This window comes from Pseudomonas sp. B40(2017) (genome assembly GCF_002112855.1).
Taxonomy (GTDB): domain Bacteria; phylum Pseudomonadota; class Gammaproteobacteria; order Pseudomonadales; family Pseudomonadaceae; genus Aquipseudomonas; species Aquipseudomonas pharyngis.
This window is the reverse complement of the sequence record NZ_NEIT01000001.1, coordinates 304,052-322,230: the sequence shown is the minus strand read 5'-3', so window position 1 is coordinate 322,230 and position 18,179 is coordinate 304,052. Positions and strand designations below refer to the sequence as shown.

The 18,179-nt window shown below is 60.1% G+C and carries 11 protein-coding genes; 2 read left to right on the top strand and 9 right to left on the bottom strand.

All coding sequences use genetic code 11. The features are described 5' to 3' along the window. Positions 1 to 6: 6 nt before the first annotated feature. Together CAF76_RS01375 and CAF76_RS01370 are read right to left on the bottom strand one after the other, a co-directional pair. The gene (locus tag CAF76_RS01375) at positions 7 to 2,325 is read right to left on the bottom strand and encodes an ATP-dependent DNA helicase (RefSeq protein ID WP_085646546.1); all 2,319 of its coding nucleotides are present in this window, start codon (positions 2,323 to 2,325) and stop codon (positions 7 to 9) included. Next, positions 2,322 to 3,974, bottom strand: a complete 1,653-nt coding sequence (locus CAF76_RS01370) for a VRR-NUC domain-containing protein (protein ID WP_085646545.1) — start codon at positions 3,972 to 3,974, stop codon at positions 2,322 to 2,324. Before CAF76_RS01370 ends, CAF76_RS01375 begins: the two co-directional genes overlap by 4 nt. Before the next feature lie 197 nt (positions 3,975 to 4,171). Between CAF76_RS01370 and CAF76_RS01365 the strand changes: the two genes are divergently transcribed. Further along, positions 4,172 to 4,396: a YgdI/YgdR family lipoprotein gene (locus tag CAF76_RS01365; protein WP_039768348.1), complete on the top strand. Its 225-nt coding sequence runs from the start codon at positions 4,172 to 4,174 to the stop codon at positions 4,394 to 4,396. Between the two features lie 59 nt (positions 4,397 to 4,455). On the opposite strand, the gene CAF76_RS01360 is transcribed toward CAF76_RS01365, so the two are convergent. From CAF76_RS01360 to CAF76_RS01350, 3 genes are all read right to left on the bottom strand, one after another. Next, positions 4,456 to 4,830, bottom strand: coding sequence for a hypothetical protein (locus tag CAF76_RS01360; RefSeq protein ID WP_064596542.1), 375 nt, complete (start codon positions 4,828 to 4,830; stop codon positions 4,456 to 4,458). Between the two features lie 218 nt (positions 4,831 to 5,048). After that, a complete protein-coding gene (locus CAF76_RS01355) occupies positions 5,049 to 5,516 on the bottom strand; it encodes a hypothetical protein (protein ID WP_256579576.1) in 468 nt (155 codons plus the stop codon). Positions 5,517 to 5,633: 117 nt separating this feature from the next. After that, positions 5,634 to 6,455 carry a GIY-YIG nuclease family protein gene (locus CAF76_RS01350; RefSeq protein WP_085646544.1) on the bottom strand — a complete coding sequence of 274 codons (822 nt, stop codon included), beginning with the start codon at positions 6,453 to 6,455 and terminating at the stop codon, positions 5,634 to 5,636. Between the two features lie 150 nt (positions 6,456 to 6,605). Between CAF76_RS01350 and CAF76_RS01345 the strand changes: the two genes are divergently transcribed. Further along, a complete protein-coding gene (locus CAF76_RS01345; protein WP_085646543.1) occupies positions 6,606 to 7,976 on the top strand; it encodes a hypothetical protein in 1,371 nt (456 codons plus the stop codon). A 237-nt stretch (positions 7,977 to 8,213) separates the two neighbouring features. On the opposite strand, the gene CAF76_RS01340 is transcribed toward CAF76_RS01345, so the two are convergent. The 4 genes from CAF76_RS01340 to CAF76_RS01325 all read right to left on the bottom strand — a co-directional run bounded on the left by CAF76_RS01340 (position 8,214) and on the right by CAF76_RS01325 (position 18,134). Beyond that, entirely contained in the window at positions 8,214 to 10,067 is a 1,854-nt protein-coding gene (locus CAF76_RS01340) for a polyurethanase (RefSeq protein ID WP_085646542.1), read from the bottom strand. A gap of 100 nt (positions 10,068 to 10,167) precedes the next feature. Further along, on the bottom strand, positions 10,168 to 11,856 hold the full coding sequence (locus tag CAF76_RS01335; protein WP_085646541.1) for a polyurethanase: 1,689 nt from the start codon (positions 11,854 to 11,856) through the stop codon (positions 10,168 to 10,170). Positions 11,857 to 11,913: 57 nt separating this feature from the next. Further along, complete coding sequence (locus tag CAF76_RS01330; RefSeq protein ID WP_085646540.1) at positions 11,914 to 15,000, bottom strand: autotransporter serine protease; 3,087 nt, start codon at positions 14,998 to 15,000, stop codon at positions 11,914 to 11,916. 182 nt (positions 15,001 to 15,182) lie between these two features. After that, positions 15,183 to 18,134: an autotransporter serine protease gene (locus CAF76_RS01325; RefSeq protein WP_085646539.1), complete on the bottom strand. Its 2,952-nt coding sequence runs from the start codon at positions 18,132 to 18,134 to the stop codon at positions 15,183 to 15,185. Between the last annotated feature and the right edge of the window lie 45 nt (positions 18,135 to 18,179).

The window sequence follows — 18,179 nt, the reverse complement described above, 5'->3', positions numbered from 1 at the left end:
CTTGGCTCAAAGCAAATTCTCAATGACAGGAGTATGCGTCAAACCGGGGGAATGGACAGCGTCTTCTGTGTGATCGAGATGCCACCAGCGCGGCAACAACTGCCTGATGCGACTTTCGGCGAAGCGATCATCGATCAGCATCACCACGCCGCGATCCTGCTGGGTGCGGATTACCCGCCCGGCAGCCTGCACCACTTTCTGCACGCCGGGGAAAAGATAGGTGTAGTCGTAGCCGGCACCGAAGATCGCCGCCATACGGCGCTTCATCTGTTCATTGACCGGGTTGAGCTGGGCCAGTCCGAGGGTGGCGATGAACGCGCCGATCAGCCGCGCGCCGGGCAGATCGATGCCTTCACCGAAGGCGCCGCCGAGCACAGCGAAGCCCACGCCTTGGCTGTCGGCGGTGAATTGGTCGAGAAAATCCTGCCGCGCGCCTTCGGCCATGCCCCGGGATTGTTGCCACAGGGTGATCTGCGGGTGGCGCTCGGCCAGTAACTGCGCAACCTGTTGCAGGTAATCGAAGCTGCTGAAGAACGCCAGGTAGTTGCCCGGACGTTCACTGAACTGGCGGGCGATCAAATCGACGATCGGTTCAAGCGACGCCTGACGATGCGCGAAACGCGTGGAAATCCGGCTGACGATCTGCACCTGCAATTGGTCGGCGCTGAACGGCGACTCGACGTCGATCCAGACCGTGTCGGCCGGGGTGCCGAGCAAATCCGCGTAATAGTGGCGCGGGCTGAGGGTGGCGGAAAACAGCACGCTGCTGCGTGCCGCGCTCAGGCGCGGGCCGATAAATGCCGCCGGCACCACGTTGCGCAGGCACAGTTGCGATAACGGGCGTTTGCGTTCGAGATCGCGTTTGCTGATGTCGAACAGGTAATGCGCGTCGAACAGTTCCGCCACCCGACCGAACTGCAGCATCTCGAAGTAGAAGTTCTGCAATCCGCTGTCGAGCCCTTGCGGGTGATCGTTGAGGTAGTCGCCGATGCTCGCCGTGCAGGATGAGAGCGCCTGCAGCAGTTTTTCCGGCACCTTGTCGTAGGCCTGATACGGCGCCAACTGGTCATTGTGCAGCGCGTTCCATTCACGATTGACCCGTTGCAACGACTTTTTCAGGACCTCGGGCGCGGTTTTGCGCACGCTGCCCAATGTCGCCTGATCGAGGGTGGCGCTGTACATCTGCCGCCCGCGCTCGACCAGGTTGTGCGACTCGTCCACCAGCACCGCAACGTTCCATTGATTGAACTGGGCCAGACCGAACAGCAGCGCGCTGAAATCGAAGTAATAGTTATAGTCCGCCACCACCACGTCGGCCCAGCGGGCCATTTCCTGGCTCAGGTAATACGGACACACCGCGTGTTGCGCCGCGACGTCTCGCAGCGCGGTCTGATCCAGCAGGCGCAATTGACTGGCAGCCTCACGGGCGGCGGGTAAACGGTCGTAAAAGCCTTGGGCCAACGGACAGGATTCGCCGTGACAGGCCTTGTCCGGGTGTTCGCAGGCCTTGTCCCGGGCGACCATTTCCAGCACCCGCAGGGGCAAGGTTTCGCTGTGATCGAACAGCACTTGCGCTGCATCCAGCGCCAGTTTGCGTCCGGGCGTCTTGGCGGTGAGGAAGTAGACCTTGTCCAGTTTCTGCGGCGTCAGGGCCTTGAGCATCGGAAACAGGGTGCCGAGAGTCTTGCCGATGCCGGTGGGAGCCTGGGCCATCAGGCAGCGGCCGGTGCTGACGGCCTTGAACACCGATTCGGCGAGGTGACGCTGGCCGGGGCGAAAGGCAGCATGAGGAAAACCCAGCTGCTGCGCCGCCCGGTTGCGCGTTTCGCGGTGGGCCATTTCCTGTTCGGCCCACGCCAGGAACAAACCGCACTGTTGTTCGAAGAACTGCCGCAGCGCTTCGGCGCTGAAAACCTCGACCAGGCAGGTTTCCTTTTCCGTGACGATGTCGAAATACACCAGCGCCAGGTTGATTTGCTCAAGCTGCAATCGACAGCACATCAACCAGCCGTAGATCTTCGCCTGGGCCCAATGCAACGAACGGTGATTGGCCGGTTGCTTGCTCAGGTCGCCACGGTAGGTTTTGACCTCTTCCAGGCAGTTCTGCGTCGGGTCGTAGCCGTCCGCCCTGCCCTTGACCTTCAATGGCCCGAATGCGCCCTCCAGCGCCACTTCGCTCTGGTAGGCCTCGTTGCGCCGGGACGCCACCGTGCGATGCCCGGCGATGCCCTCCAGCGCGGTCGGCGACGGCGTGAAGCGCAAGTCGAGGTCACCGGTTTTTGCGGTGAATTCGCACAGCGCCCGCACCGCGATGCTGTAGCTCAAGCGCCCTGCTCCGCCCATTGCACGTAACACACGGCGACCGGCATCCGATGCGTGTTGCAGAACTCCAGCCAGCGCAGCTGGTTGTCCTGCAAACGATCGCCGGGCCCTTTGACTTCGATCATCCGGTAGGTCTTGTGCTGCGGCCAGAACTGGATCAGGTCGGGCATGCCGGCGCGATTGGCCTTGATGTCCAGCAGCAGACGGCTGAACCAGTGCTTGAGGTGTTCGGCCGGCAGACAGGCCAAAGCTTGCTCCAGCAGTTCTTCATTGAGCGCGCCCCAGAACACGAACGGCGACTGCACACCCCATTTGGTGGTGAACCGCGCGCGGATGGTGTCGGCATAACGGCCATCGTCGAGTTCGGCCAGACAGGCCTGGAACAGCTCGGCGCGTCGGAGCTGGAAGTCTTCATTGAGCAGATCCACCGGCCCGCGCTGGAACGGGTGAAAGAAAGCGCCCGGCAATGGTGCGAAGATCGCCGGCCAGCACAACAGGCCGAACAGTGAATTGATCAGGCTGTTTTCCACGTAATGCACCGGGCCCGTTTCTTCGTGCAGGTGCGCCTGAACGTGATATTCCACCGACAACGCCGGATCGAGACGCGGCAGATGCAGGTCCAGCCGTTCCACCATGCCGGGCGCCGTGCGCTTGATCGGTGGGCCGCCGAGCTTGCGCCGCAAACGCGGCACCAGCCGTTGCAGGCCCTGTTGTTCGGTGGCGGTTTCCGGCGCCTGCTCGGCAATGACCGCCAGTTCCAGAGCCAACGCATATTCGGCGCTGCGCTCCAGCACGCGGATCATCCGCAATCGCGCGCCGGGATAGGCGCAGTCGCGATAGATCTTCAGCGCCAGGGCGAATTCGCCGAGGCGCTCGCAGTATTGGCCGATCTGGAACAACAGCTTGCCGCGCCGGCGTTGCAGCCACGGGTTGTCGAAATGCAACGCGGCGACCTGTTCGACGATCGGTTCCAGTGGTTCGCCCGCTTCGAAATACAGCTGGCAGTTGTGCAGAAACAGGCACGCATCGACGTCGGCACGGCTGCGCAAGCCACGGGAATCGGCGCTGAATTCGACTTTTTCGTAGGTGAAAATGCCAAGGTCGGCGAGCACGAACTCTGACCAGTCCTGATAGAGGTTGCCGAAAAACATCATGCGAAAACGGTCGCACAGGTCCATCAATGTCAGGCTGAACAGCCGGTCGGCCAGCGTCGGACACCATTGCTGGAAACTGCGTGGCTCGGGGAATTGTTCGTGCAGCAGCGGTAGCCAGTCGACTTTCTTGCTTTTAGGCTGGTCGATGGCCGGGCCAAAGGCTTGCAGAAGCTCCGCCTTCAGCAACACCTCGAACAGCTCCACCATCGTCAACGGTGCCTGTTCATCGAGCCAGCCATGCTCCAGCAGTGGTTGCGCCGCTTCGGCGATGTCGCCGATTTCCGTGTAATTCAGCTTGCTGGCCCGGAAATGTACACCCTTGCGCATCACCATACGCACCAGCAAACCCTGGGACGGACGCGGCAGCGCCTTGAAGTCGCGAATGAAGGCATGTTCCGTTTCGCTCATGACATCGACGTAGCGAAGCTCAAGCCAATCAAGCACCTGGCGGAAGTTGTTGAGGTAATAGAACGGGTCGTCAAGGGGATTGGCAGTCACGGTAGATTCGGGGCCATGGCAAGCGAGTACTGGTTATGCGTACAGATACCAGCCTGTCCCGGCGGGCGCAAACGGAAAAGGATCAGTGGCATCGGCAAAGCAGTTTTTTTCACTTGGCCATCGAACTTTTCCGGGTGTCACGGCACCAACCGCGTTAGAGGACCGACAATGGTCGAAATGAATGAGGAAGCCGTCCTATGAAAATCAAAACCTTGGGTATCCCGCTGGCAGTCGCTGCGCTGTTGACGCTGGCCGGTTGCTCGACGCCAACGGTGGTCACCCTGCAGAACGGCACCCAGTACCTGACCGAAGACATGCCCGATACCAAAACCGAGGATGGCTTCTACGAGTTCAAGGATATTTCCGGTGCCAAAGTCCGCGTACGTGCCGACGAAGTGGCCACGGTGCGCAAAGAAGACTGACGGATAAAACATCAAAAAAGGCTGCGAACCCTATGGGATCGCAGCCTTTTTTGCATTCATCAGCGTGGTAACGCCATGCCCGGGAGAGAGCCGTCGCAACTGAAGGGACGCTCGCCACGGCGAACCAGTTCTTCCTGCAAACGTTGGCAGCGCTGACGCTCCTGTTGCGCCATGCGGTCGATGCTCAGATTTCCGGTCATTTCCGGCTCATGGTCTTCGCCGATGCGAATCGTCACGAACGGTTGTTCGGGCTGGATATGAAAGCGGCTTTTTTCTTCGACGGGTTTGGCGTCTTCGCTTTTGGCCGGCTCTGGCAGTTGATCGGGTGTCACGCCATAGCGGCTCAGAATCGAGCTGTGAGGCAGATCGGCCCAGGCATTGGCCGACAGCAGCACAAGCCCCGCAACACCGATATACCCCTTGAAACCTTTCACGTGTGAATCTCCTGTACTCGTTGGCAGCCCTTGAATGACGAACGTCGACGTCATGGCTTTAGGCCGCATTTCCTATTGGTGCAGGGATTGGAGTCAGGGAGTGGCTGGTGAGTCACTTTTCATGATGTCAATGTTTTTGGTTTCGACGGGAGTTTTGATGAGGATCAAATCGCCATTATCAAAAGTGCACTCACCAATTCTCGTCCTGGGGCCCAAACCTAATCTTGGTTCGGCTTTAGCTGAAGGTAATCACTAGCGACTGTTGCCACACCCAACTCAGTTAAAAGTAAGTAGATGTGGCGGCCTCTGATTTGACTCATGTAATCAAAAAGTCGTCCTTCAGTCAGGAGAGGCTGATTAGGATCATTGATCAACAAGACGGCATCTGTAACCCATCCGCTAGGATGGGTATAACCTTCAATCGGCTTTGGTGTTTTCGGCTTGTCGACATCATTGAAGCCGAAGGGGTCATCGAGATCCAAGTCTTTTGCCCAGTCGTATTGGGCTGGAGCAGCATATTCAACAGTGTAGGTCCCGACAGTACCTGTCTGGTGGCCAACCATGCTCTGAGTAAACTCACGTTCGTTTTTACCGCTTTGGCGCTTCAGTTCTCTGAGCGCCATGTCAAGTAAGGTAGATATTTGATCTGGACTATCTGCTTCGATATTGATGGTGAGCTTTGCCATTTTAACCTCTTTCTTGAAGATAATTTGTTGTCACCGTTGATCTGAAGTTACTGCGTTATGTTGTACACCTCGCGGTTTTTACGCTCGTTACGCGCAGATTCAGGGAGGGCCGCAGTCTTAATTGAGGTTGTAGCCGTGCACGCGAGTCAGTAGCACTTCTTTCCAATGATTTTCTCGTGCGGCAATTTCGCTGCTCATCGCATGTAGATCCGCGATCTCAAGGATTGAGAATCGTAGATCGTATTTCCGCTCGGGCATCGTCTCAATGCCGAATTCTTTTTTTAAAGCTACGTTGCCTCCATGCGAAGTGGACGCGTAAGTGCGCCATCGCCCCCATATCCCGTCTTCCCCATCAGCTTTGCCCACATATAGCTTACCAGTGGCGCTGTCGGTGATCAGGTAAATTCCCTTTACGTTTGCCAGTGCTGCTCGCCATGTAGAAGCATCTTGCCGAACGACGATGTCAAGGTGCTCCTTGGTCAGATTCACCGACTTGTAACCTGGGAAATCGCCGATGGTCAGGCGCTTGGGCAATAGCTCTCGGATTACCAAATCATGCGCCAAAGTAGTACCTAGGGGGTAAGAGTGGCGATTCTTGTACTGGCTATCGAGATATAGGCGTCCTACCCATTCCTCTGCCGCTTGGATTCGCTCAAGTTCGTATAAATAGTGACGGCGAGGTTCACTGTAAGGGATACAGCTGACCTTGCGGAACAGGCCCGCGAAGAGCCATCGAGTTGGGCGACCAGCTTGGATAAGCGATACGACGAATTCCTTTTTGAAGCTTTGGTTACTCTGCCAGGATTGCCACTTGTCAAATCTGCCTTCAAGGAATACATCAAGCGGATGCTCCTTACCGTTATGTCTTGCGAGGTGAACCTTTGCTCGAGGCGCAGTGAAGGCCGGCTCCCAAAGCTTCAGTAGGTCGAATAGCAACATTTAGCTTTCCATTGCAATATAGGTGCGAGCTCGATAGAGACAGTGCTGAATCTGCTGCAATCATTAGCGTACGCTGCATTTCGAACGCATAAGGCAGCGAAACGGTTTCTTCTAGCGTGTGTTTTTCTCACCATTAAGGTATAGACAAATATGGATATTGGCTTTGTTGACCTAGACATTTTAGTAACCCAAATTCGACACTCTGCCTCAAGGCGTTACTTTCTGGATGCTGTGAAAGCCTACAAGGCCGGAGCCCTTCGTGGGGCTCTTACCTCACTATGGGTCGCCCTTGCTTACGATCTCATAGCCAAGTATCGCGAGATTAGTGCCGATGGAGACGCGGCGGCAACCGAGTTCATCAGGCAATGGGATGCCGCAACCGCTGCCGACAATATTCCAAAATTATTGAGTCTGGAAGCTGAGATTCTTGACCATGCCGTGGATACGACACAGGTCATTGACGGTATTGCCAAAAGGCATTTAGGGCGTTTGCGACAAGATAGGCACCTCTGCGCCCACCCTGCGTTTTCAGCAGAGGCTGAGCTTTTCGAGCCTTCGCCGGAGTTGGTACGGCTTCATCTCGTTAACGTCATTGATTGCGTACTGTCGCGTGAACCTCGTCAGGGAAAAGCGATTTATGAATTTTTCAGTCTAGATGTCCAGTCTGCGGGATTTCCTGCCGATGCTGATAGCATCCACAACTACGTAGACCAGCGTTATTTGAGGCGCATAAAAACACAGAATGTTCAGAATTTTGGAACAATTTTGGCTAAATCGTTACTTAAAGGTACTCCAGCAGAATGGGAGGCTCATCAGAAAAAGATTTGTCACTCTTTGATTGCTCTGCGTGACCGCGCTCCCGATGCATGGCCTGATCTGTCTACGACAATTTTGAGGCTCATTGACAATTCTGAGCCTCAGACTCGACCGAGGGCGATATCATTTTTGTCGGAACTACCTGCTTTTTGGCCTCAACTGCAGCCCGCTACTCAAACCGCCCTGCAAGAAACCGCAGCAAATTTTGACCCAGCCAATGCGCCGGACTTTCGCATACTGGCGGGCGTATCTTTGCCGACGTTTCGAGAGGCGCTGCTGGATGTCATAGAAAACTTGAATGAGTCCCAGCTGGCACTCGCCGTCGGTGTATTCCCACTTCCAGACCTGTGGAGACCAGCAGTCGATTTTTATGCTGATTCTGGTAGCTACCGAGGATCAGAGGGCAATTTTCGAAGATTACTCGCGCCGTTCTCAGGCCATCTCACAAGTGGCCAGTTTGATCTTCTGCTGGATAAACTCATGACGAACTCACAATGTTGGGATGCTGGAGCTACCCCTGGTTTTTTACTTGGCTTGCTACGAGATGCTGGGATTCGCGATTTGCCAACCAGAGAGGCAAAAGATCGTTTCTATCAGCTAATTCAGCAAAGGAGAGCAGAAGCTGAATATGCTGATATCCTCGAGCTTTTCGTCGCCCACGGCTGGGAGCGCCCAACTCTCGCAGAAATAGATGGCGATGAGTGACGCGAGTTATGTGGTCAAGCCGACTTATATCGGTCGGCTTAGCGATCGGATGGAAAAAATATATGACGGTGCTTTCGAATCAAATTGGCCCGACTAGTGTTGCTGTCAAAAAAACGACCACTTCAGTGACCACGCTTTGACGCTCGCGAGCAAGCCCCTCCCCGCATTGACCAAGTTGCAGAAAATACGTGGTGTGTGGCTGCTCGCGAAAAGGCCGTTACTGGCGCCCGATCAACCTCAGGCGATCACGATCCCGTCGGCACTCAGGCTGTTCAACGCAACCCCGACCAGCGTCACCGAATCAGCGCCGAATTTCAGCACCGTGTCCTGCCCCACCGCCGTGGCATGGGCGCGGAAGTCGTCGTTGGGCAATACGCCCTGCACGCCGAGGAACACCAGTTTGTCGTTGGCGGTGTAACCCACCACGCGATCCTGGCCGAATGCGCCGCTGAACAGGAAGGTATCCGCCCCGCCGCCCGACTCCAGCAGATCATTGCCGGCTCCGCCGACGAATACGTCGTTGCCCGCCCCGCCGATCAGGTGGTCGTTGCCGTCCAGGCCGAACAGCCAGTCTCCGCTGGCCTTGGCCTTGAGGGTGTCGGCACCGCCGGTGCCCTTTACGCTCGATTCGTACTGGGTGACGTTGTTGCCGACCTTCAAACCGGTCGCAGTGACGCTGTGGGTCACGTCGTCCTTGAACAGGCCCCAGAGAAAGCCCGGCTCCTTGGTGACGATGCTGCCGATGTCGCGGGTGATGCTGATCCCGCCGTTGGCATCGCGGATGTACAGGTTGCCGGCGCCGTCGTTGGCGAAGTCGAAGGTATTGACCGACTTCTGCAACTCCAGGGTGTTGTTGCCCGAGCCGCCGAGCAGGATGTTGTAACCCCCACCATCGCGGAACGTATCGTTGCCGGCGCGGCCCTCCAGGTAATCGTTGCCGTTGCCGCCCTGGATCAGGTCATTGCCGTCGCTGCCGATGATGAAGGTGCTGCCCTTGTGGGTTTCGGCGTTGCGGTTCAGGTCTTGCACCCAGGTGTTGGCCCGCGCCGGATCCGACAGGTTGGCGACGATGATCGTCGAGTCCTTGCTGGTCAGGTCGTAGAACTTCGACTCGATCACCCGGTTCATGCCGTCGCCATAGGCGGTCGGCAGGTGCGAGATCCAGGTCGGAATGTTGACGATCGAGAACGGCAGCACGTTCCACGCCGCCGAGGCGTAGTGGTCGTTGAAGCTGACGATGTTGTCGGTCGCCGACTCCTTGGGCGCGTCGTGCACGCCGAGCGAGGCGCCGGTGAAGGTCGAGCCGTCGAGGGCGCGGAACACCGGATCGTTTTCGTAGCCGACGTTGAGCACCTTGTCGGTGCTGCTCTGGGTCGGCGAGGCGTAGGCGATGTAGTTGGAATCCTGGAAGAACCCGCCCCATTTGCTGGTGCTCAAGTCGGCCATGCTGTTGACCGCCAGCCCGCCGAGGCTGTGGCCGCTGACCAGCACGTCCTTGCCGCTCAGGCCGTTGGCCTTGGCGAACGCCACCACATCGTTCATCAGGTTGCCGAACGCTTCGCCGACGTAGTTCCTGGCGTAATCATTGGGGCCGAACGCGGCGAGCAAGTCGTTGATTACGTCACCGATGGAATCGCCGATCAGGATTTCCCGCGGGCCGCTGGTGCCACGAAAGGCGATGCCGATTTCCGTGAGATGGCCTTGAGCGTCGTATTTGCCGAGGATTTCCACCTGGGCGCTGGTGTAGCCGGCCTTTTCACCGAAAAAGGTGCCGCGGGCATCGGTCTCGCCCTCGTAACCCAGTTGCGAGGCGGTGATCGGGGTCCAGCCGGCTTTTTTCACCGCATCGAGCGCGGCTTTTTCCGAATCGGGGTTCCACGGAATGCCGGGGATCACCCCCTGGGAATCCGTGCCGCCGATCAGCGCGGTCACCAGCGTGGCCGGCAAACCGAGGCCGAAGCCGTTGTGCTGATAACCGACGGCAAAGCCGTTATCGAGGTTGTGGTAGGAATACAGCGTAATGGCCATGGCGTCGCTGAACAGCGCCTTGGAATCCGCCGTACCGAAATTCTTGTAGTCATACACACCCATTGCTGTTGCCTCTCTCTTTGTTGGAATTGTTCAGAGATAGCTCACAACCAGAACGCCCCTCCCGAGGCGCCCCGGAGCATTTCAGTACAACTTTCGTTTGTCAGGCGAAGACGAAACTCGAATCCGACAGGTTAGCCACACCAACCCCAACCAGCGTCACGGCAAAGTCGCCAATCTTCAGCACGGTATCGCTTCCGGACTGCGACGCGTGTTGTTTGTAGTCGTAGCCCTGCCCTGCACCCTCGACGCCCATGAACACCAGTTTGTCGCTGCCCTGGTAGCCATTGATCGCGTCAAAACCGAAGGTGCCGCTGAACAGGAAGGTGTTGTTGCCACCCACCGCGCTCATCACGTCATTGCCGGCGCCACCGACGAAGGTCACGTGGGCCTTGTCGCTTTGCAGGTGATCGTTGCCGCCCAGGCCGAACAGCCAGTCGCCGTCGGCGGTGGCTTTGAGGGTGTCGCCCATGGCGCCGCCGCTGAGCGAATGGTTGTACTGGGTCAGTTCGGCACCGTTGGCCAGGCCTTTGGCGGTGACGGTCCAGGCGATTTCCTTGCTGCCCCACCACGAACCCGACTCCTTGCTCACCAGCGCGCCGATGTCACGGGTCATGCTGATGCCGCCGTAGGCGTCACGCACGTACAGGGTGCCGTCACCGTCGTTGGCGAAGCTGAAGTTCTGCAGCGGCTTTTGCAGCTCGAAGGTGTTGTGGCCCTGGCCACCGAGCAGGATGTTGAAGCCGCCGTCGTCACGGAAACGGTCATCGCCGCCCAGACCTTCCAGGAAGTCGTTGCCCGCCCCGCCCTTGAGCCAGTCACCGCTGTCGGTGCCGATGATGAACGTGCTGCCGGTGTGCGGTTCGCCGCTGCGGCCCAGATCCTCGACCCAGGTCTTGCCCCGCGACGCTTCTTCAAGGTTGGAGACGATGATCGTCGAGTCCTTATGCGTCAGGCCGTAGAACTTCGACGCGATCACCCGATTCAGACCGTCGGCATACCCCAGCGAGCTGTGGGCCGACCAGTTCAGCGGATTGGCGATGCTGAACGGCACCAGGTTCTGCGCGGTGGACGCGTAGTTGTCGTTGAAGTTGACGATGTTGTCGGTGGTCGAATCGTGCGGCTTGTCGTGTTTGCCCATCGACGCGGTACTGAACGTGGTGCCGTCGAGCACGCGGAACACCGGGTCGTTCTCGTAGCCGATGTTCAGCACGTTGTTGCCGGTGCTGCTCTGGGTCGGCGAAGCGAACGAAATGTAGTTGGCGTCCTTGAAGAACCCGCCCCAGTTGCTCGCGCTCAACTCTGCCACGCTGTTGACCCCGAGACCGCCGAGGCTGTGGCCGCTGATCAACACGTCCTTGGACGCGATGCCATGGGCGACGGCGAACGCGGCCACCGATTTGAGCAGGTTGTCGAAAGCATTTTTCGCGTACTGAGTGGCGTAGTCCGACGGGCCGATGGCGGCCAACAGGTTGTTTTTCATGTCGCCGAAGGTATCGCTGTAACCCAATCCACCGGTGCCCCGGAAGGCCACGCCGATGCCGATCAGCTTGCCCGCGGCGTCGTATTTGCCGAGCACTTCGGCTTCGGCGCTGGTGAAGCCGTCCTTCTCGCCGAAAAACGTGCCCTGCGCCCCGACCTTGCCCTGATAGCCCAGCGCCGTGGCGCCGATCGGCTTCCAGCCAGTGCCGGGCAAGGCCTGCCCGGTCGGCGTGTAGGCATACAGCGTCAGGGCGATGGCGTCGCTGTACAGCGCTTTGCCGTCGGCGTTTTTGTAATCGAACAATCCCATGTTGTGCTCTCTCTTCCTTTCAAAAACGGCAGTTCTCGAAAGAACTGCCGCTACCCCTTAGAACTGCCAGTCCAGCGTAAGGCCCACACCGTGGTCCTTTTCGTTGGAGCCGATCAGCCCGTTGTAGTCCAGGTTGACCCGGACATCGCGATTGAGCGCCAGCCCGGCGCGCACGCCGACCACCGCGGCATCTCGATCCATCGACACACTTTGCACGGTGAATGCACTGTTGCCATTGGCGAACGCCAGGTGACTGTCAGCATCCACGCGGCTCAAGTTGTGCTGCCAGCCCAGGCTTGCGCCCAGTTCCAGCTGATGTTTCTCCGACAGGGCAAACGTGCGCTTGGCCCGCACACCGAGGGTCGACAACACCACATCGCGGTTGTCTTCGCCGCCCTTCAGTGCGGCGGCATCACCCTTCTCGGTGAAGCTGTCGCTGTTGAGGTGCACGTAGGCCAGATTGGCGAACGGCTCCAGGTTCATCGGTTGCAGGCCCAGGTCGTAGGCCGCTTCAGTGAACAGTTGCGCGGTGGTCGCATCGCGCTTGGTTTTCTGTTTGCCGCTGACGCCAGCGAATTGCAGGTCGCGTTTGACGTCGATGCGATGCCAGCTGTAAGCCGCACCGGCGGTCAGACGCAGCGCATCGATCTGATGCCCCAGGTACGCGCCCAGGTGATAGCTATCGACCGAGGCGGACGAATGTGTACCCTCGCCCATGCTCAACGAGCTGTCGCTATAACCGGTCACGAAACCCAGACGGGTATCTTCAGCGATCAAGCCGTCGACACCGGCCAGCAGGCCGCCGATGGAGCTGGTGGAATCGGCGTATTTCGACCCGCCATCGCTCTTGCCCCAAGCGCCGAGCACTTTGAGCCAGGCGTTGCTGCGGTCATCGGTCGGCGCGCCGGCATCGAACAGATCGCGCTCACGCAGACGTTCTCCCACCGCATCGCGCAGGTAGCGGCTGTCGTTGATCAGCAGCGTGCCGATGGCCGGGTGAATCTCGCCGGACAGTTGCTGGAAGGCATCCTGCGCAGCGGCCGCCGACGGCGACAGCAACAGGGTTTCGAACAACGCATTGCCGGCGCCGAGGCGTTCGGCGGCAGCACCGACCGCGCGCTGGTTCGGGGTCAGGCCGACGCTGGCGAACGAGGCGCCATTACGGCCGACGTCCAGTTGCACACCGTTTGCCGAGTACGCCAGGGTGCCGCCGAGGAACGCGTAGTCGGGCAACACCTGGCCGAACTGCCCTTCAATGCCACCCGCTGCCTGCAAGATGTTGAACTGGGTCCCGAGCAGGCTTTTCACTTCGCCCGTGGTCAACAGCGTCGGGCTGTTTTCCAGCGACATGGTTACGGTTGCGCCTTCGATCAGCGCTTTGCCGCCGGCGACGATCCGGTCGCTGCTGGTCGGGGACACTTCCACCGCATAGGTCGAACCCGGTGCGAAGGTCACGTCACCGGCCACATTCAAGGTGCCGATGGAGTTGCCCGGCGCCACCGTGCCGCCACTGTTGGCGGTCAGCGCAGCGATCCGACCGTTACCGCCGAGGATGCCGCCGTCATTGACCGTGACCGCCGATTGCAGCGAGCCATTGATTGCCAATCGCCCCTGATTGACCAGGGTCGGGCCGCTGTAGGTGTTGTTGCCGGTCAGCACCAGGGTGCCGATGCCCTGCTTGGTCAAACCGCCATGGCCGGAAATGTCGTTGCGCCAAGTGTCGAGCCCGCAGGTGATGTCGTTGCACACGCGCTCGGTGGGCTTGCCCGCATCGATGATCGCGCCGATGCCCGGCAGATCGGCCACGAACTGACCGGAACCGTAGGCGCCCTGGATGCGGAATTCTTCGGGAATGTCCTGCTCGGTGACGAACATCGCCGGGCCGTCGATGCCCTTGCGCAGGTTGATCATGCCCCAGCCGTACAGGGCGTCGATGCCCGGTGCGCCGAGGTCGGTAGCCGTGGTGCGCAACACTCTGGCGACCTGATCGCCGGACATGTACGGGAAGCGCTCCATCAGCACTGCGATGGAACCGGCCACGTGGGGCGCGGCCATCGAGGTGCCGTTGTAGTTCTTGTAACCCGTGGTCAGGTTGTCGGCGTTGGTGCCTTCGATGATCGAACTGAAGATTTTCGTACCCGGTGCCGACACGCAGAAACTCGCGGTGTAGCCGCAACGCGAAGAGAACGTACTCATGATGTACGGGTTGGCGCTGGCCAGATCCGGGTTCTTCTGCAAGGCGGCGACGGTGATCCAGTTCGGCGCGATGTCCGGCACGAAGTAACCGAGGCCGGCGATGGCGTCCGGGTTGTTCAGGTTGTAGTCGTTGCCCGCTGCGAAAATCGTCACGATCCCGCTGCGTGCGGCGGCGATTGCGCCGTCGTAGGCGCCGCCGGGTTTGGTGCCCAGCAGTGTGCGAATTTCGTTGAACTGCAGTTGCGCGTCGTTGACGGTGAAATGCGGGTACGCCGGGTCACGGCCGCCGAGGTCGAAACGGTCGGTGATGCCGATGCCCCAGCTGTTGTTGATGATCCGCGCGCCGCTGGCGATCAGCGCATCCCAGCCGGCCTTGTACACTGCGCCGTCGTTGCCGCGCACGATGCCGTCTTCCGGGCCCGGGTCGCCGTTGTCGGCGCTGATGATCTGTGCGCCGAACGCCACGCCGTGCATCGGCCCGCCGTCACGGCTGCCGGCAGCGATACCGCCGACGTGAGTACCGTGGGCGCCGAGCTTGCCGTCGGAGCCGACCGAGGGCGAACCGTCATAGCGAAACGCGTCCCCGGCTTTGACCGGAATGTACGGGTCGGTGTATTCGCGGATCCCCGAGGTCACCAGGGTGATGACTTTGTTACTGCCGGAAAACTCCGGGTGCGCGGCGTAGACCGGCTGGTCGAAGATCCCCAGTTTCACGTCCTTACCGGTGTAACCGGCGGCGTACGCGTGGTCGGCACCAATGGCGCCCAGGCCCCAGTCGGCCTGGAATTCGGCGCTGCGCCAACTGCCCGGATCTCCTGCCCGGCCGCTTTCCACGTAGGGCGCCGCGTTTGCGTTGCCCCAGGTGGCCAGTGCGCAGAGCAAGGCGACGTTGAGAGTTTTCAGGCGAAAGCAGCCACCCGATTGCGCGGGGGTGTTGTTGTTTTTCATCCAGCGACCTTCCTTAGTGATGTTGCGAAAAATCCGTCTATTGAAGTGATCGTTGATCGTTCCCACGCTCCCGCGTGGGAATGCAGCCCGTGACGCTCCGCGTCACTGGACGCGGAGCGTCCCTAGAGGCATTCCCACGCAGACGGTTCGACGCCTCGACGTGGGAACGATCATCCGTGTGTTTAGAACTGCCAGTTCAGGCTCAGGCCCACGCCGTGTTGTTTCTCGCGGCTGGCCAGTTGTCCGGTGTAATCGAGGTTGACCCGCACGTCGCGGGTCAGCGCCAGGCTGGCCTGCACGCCGACCAGGGCGGCGTCGCGCACCAGTGGCGAGCTTTCGACCGTGTACGGCGCGCTGCCGCTGGCGAAACGCACATGCTGTTCGGATTCGATGTCGGTCAGGCTGTGCTGCCAGCCCAGATGACCGCTCACTTGCAGTTTCTGCGCGGACGGCAGGTCAAAGGTCTTGATCGCCCGCACGCCGAGGGTGCTCAACACCGCGTCGCGCTGGTCGTCATTGCTTTTCAACGCGGCGGCGTCGCCCTTCTCGGTGAAGCCGTCGGTGTCGAGATGCACGTAGGCCAGATTGGCGAACGGCTCCAGGGCCAGAGGTTGCAGATTCAATCGATAAGCCGCTTCGCCGAATACCTGAGTGGTGGCGGCATCGACCTTGGCTTTCTGCTTGGCGCTGACGTTGCCGTACTGCAAGTCGCGCTTCACATCGGCGCGATGCCAGCTGTAAGCGGCGCCGGTGCTCAGGCGCCAGGCGCCGATGTCGTGACCGGCGTAGGCGCCGAGGTGATAGCTGTCGACCTTGGCCGAGGAATGGGTGCCCGAGCCCATGCTCAGCGAGCTGTCGCTGTAACCGGTGACCAGACCGATGCGGGTCTGCTCGTCGACCGCGCCGTCGACACCTGCCAGTAGCCCACCGATGGAGGTGCTGTAACCGGCGGTGTCGTGTCGCGAGTCGGTCGTACCCCAAGCGCCGAGGGCCTTGATCCAGCCATTGCTTTGCGTGGTTTGGGCGTCATGCAGGCGCTCGCCGATGGCGTCGCGCAGTTGGCGGCTGTCGTTGATCAGCACCGAACCGAGGGCCGGGTAGATTTCACCGCTCAACTGTTGAAAGGCTTGTTGCGCGTCACCGGCGTTGGCCGACAACAACAGGCTTTCGTACACGGAATTGCCCGCGCCCAGACCTTCGACGGCTGTGGCCACGGAGCGCTGATTCGGTGTCTGGCCGACGCTGGCGAACGATGTCGCGTTGCGCTCGACATTCAAGCCGATGCCGTTGCCGCTGTAGGCCAGGCTGCCACCGATGAACAGATAATCCGGCAGCACTGCACCGAACCGACCCTGAATGCCGCCCGCCGCTTGCAGAATGTTGTACTGCTGGCCGAGCAGGCTTCTGGCTTCGCTGGTGCTGAGCAGTGTCGGGCTGTTTTCCAGCGACAGGCTCACGGTGGCGCCGTTGATGGAGGCGATGCCGCCGGCGACGATGCGGTCGCTGCTGGTGGGAGACAACTCCACGGCGTAGGTCGAGCCTGGCGCGAAGTTCACGTCACCGGCCACATTCAAGGTGCCGATGGAATTGCCCGGTGCGACACGGCCACCGCTGTTAGAGGTCAGTGCACCGATCCGCCCGGCACCGCCAAGAGTGCCGCCGTCATTGACAGTCACGGCCGAGGTCAGCGAACCGTTCACCGTCAGCAGACCGCCATTGACCGTGGTCGGCCCGCGATACGTGTTGTCACCGGTCAAAATCAGTCGCCCGTCACCGGATTTGATCAGGCTGCCCTGATACACCCGAGCGGAAGCCGCTGCGTCACGGGCCATGCCCACGGCGTAGTCGGTCTGATCCTGCTGGCTGGCACCGGCCGGCACGCCGTTCTGCCAGCCCTTGCTTTGCAGGGTTTGCTGCCAGGCGCTGTGTTCGGCGAGGTCTTCGCTCTGGCGCTGGATCAGGGCTTTGTCGCTGATGTCATTGCTCCAGACATCGCTCTGCCCGGCCGCCAGATGGGCGTCGAACGCCCCGAGCAATTGCCCCGGCCCACGCATCGCCCGGTACAGGTTGGCCACGCCCCAGCCGACCCGTTCGGTCGGCGCATTGGTCACCGAACCGTCGAGCTGGGTGGCGGTGGTCAGCAACACTTCGAGCGCCTGCTGATTGTTCATGTACGGATAGCGCTCCATCACCAGCGCCAGTGCGCCGGTGGCGTGCGGCGCGGCCATCGAGGTGCCGGACTTGATCGCATAACCGCCGTCGGGAATGGTGCTGTCGATCTTCGCGCCCGGCGTGGTGATGCACCAGTATTTGGCGATGCCACACTGGTTGTACTTCTGCTGATTGCTTTGATCCAGCCCGGACACCGCCAGCCAATGCCCTTCCAGGTCTGGCTGAAAGTACGGCAGCGCCGAGCGCACGCTGGCATTCGGGTAGCCGCTGTTGCCGGCGCTGAACACATTGATCACGCCGCGACGGGAAACATCCGCCGCCGCATCCAGCCAGGTGCCTTTGTTCCAGTGCTGGGCGTAAGCGGCGTGCAGATCCGCGAGGGTTCGATAGCTGACATCCGGCGGCTGGCTGCCCCAGCTGTTGTTGATCGCCCGCACGCCGGCGTCGGCCAGGGCGTCGTACACTGCTTTGAAGTAACGCGGATCGGGGTTGGGGCCGAACAGGAAACTGTCGTTCTTGTTGGTGTTGCCAACGTAGATCTGCGCGTTGTACGCCACGCCATGCATGCCGGTGCCATCACGGGACGCGCCCATGGTGCCGACCACGTGGGTGCCGTGGGAATCGTTGTTCGGATTGAGGGTGCCGTTGACATTGAACAGCGTGCCGTCGATGTAACTGCCGCTGGCCAGTACCGGGTGATAACGGTCGCTGGCGAACTCGGGATGGGCGGCGTCGAAACCGGAGTCCAGCGCGCCGACCTTCACGCCCTTGCCGGTGATGCCGGCGGCGTAGGCCTGATCGGCCTGCATCCGGCCCAGGCCCCAGTCACGCAGGAATTCGGCGCTGCGCCAACTGGCCGGATCGCCGGGCTTTCCGGATTCGAGGTATTGGGCCTGAGCCTGGGTTGCAGACATCACAAGCAGCAGGGTGCCGACCGTGATCGGCTTGATGCATACGTCCATGTTCACCACTCACTTTTATTGTTTTATGCAGGTTGATTCTGCGGT

Excerpts from the sequence above, each read along its gene's own strand:
- CAF76_RS01365 (WP_039768348.1), top strand. The coding sequence starts at position 4,172 with ATGAAAATCAAAACCTTGGGTATCCCGCTGGCAGTCGCTGCGCTGTTG.
- CAF76_RS01355 (WP_256579576.1), bottom strand. The coding sequence starts at position 5,516 with ATGGCAAAGCTCACCATCAATATCGAAGCAGATAGTCCAGATCAAATA.
- CAF76_RS01350 (WP_085646544.1), bottom strand. The coding sequence starts at position 6,455 with ATGTTGCTATTCGACCTACTGAAGCTTTGGGAGCCGGCCTTCACTGCG.
- CAF76_RS01345 (WP_085646543.1), top strand. The coding sequence starts at position 6,606 with ATGGATATTGGCTTTGTTGACCTAGACATTTTAGTAACCCAAATTCGA.
- CAF76_RS01340 (WP_085646542.1), bottom strand. The coding sequence starts at position 10,067 with ATGGGTGTGTATGACTACAAGAATTTCGGTACGGCGGATTCCAAGGCG.
- CAF76_RS01335 (WP_085646541.1), bottom strand. The coding sequence starts at position 11,856 with ATGGGATTGTTCGATTACAAAAACGCCGACGGCAAAGCGCTGTACAGC.
- CAF76_RS01330 (WP_085646540.1), bottom strand. The coding sequence starts at position 15,000 with ATGAAAAACAACAACACCCCCGCGCAATCGGGTGGCTGCTTTCGCCTG.
- CAF76_RS01325 (WP_085646539.1), bottom strand. The coding sequence starts at position 18,134 with ATGGACGTATGCATCAAGCCGATCACGGTCGGCACCCTGCTGCTTGTG.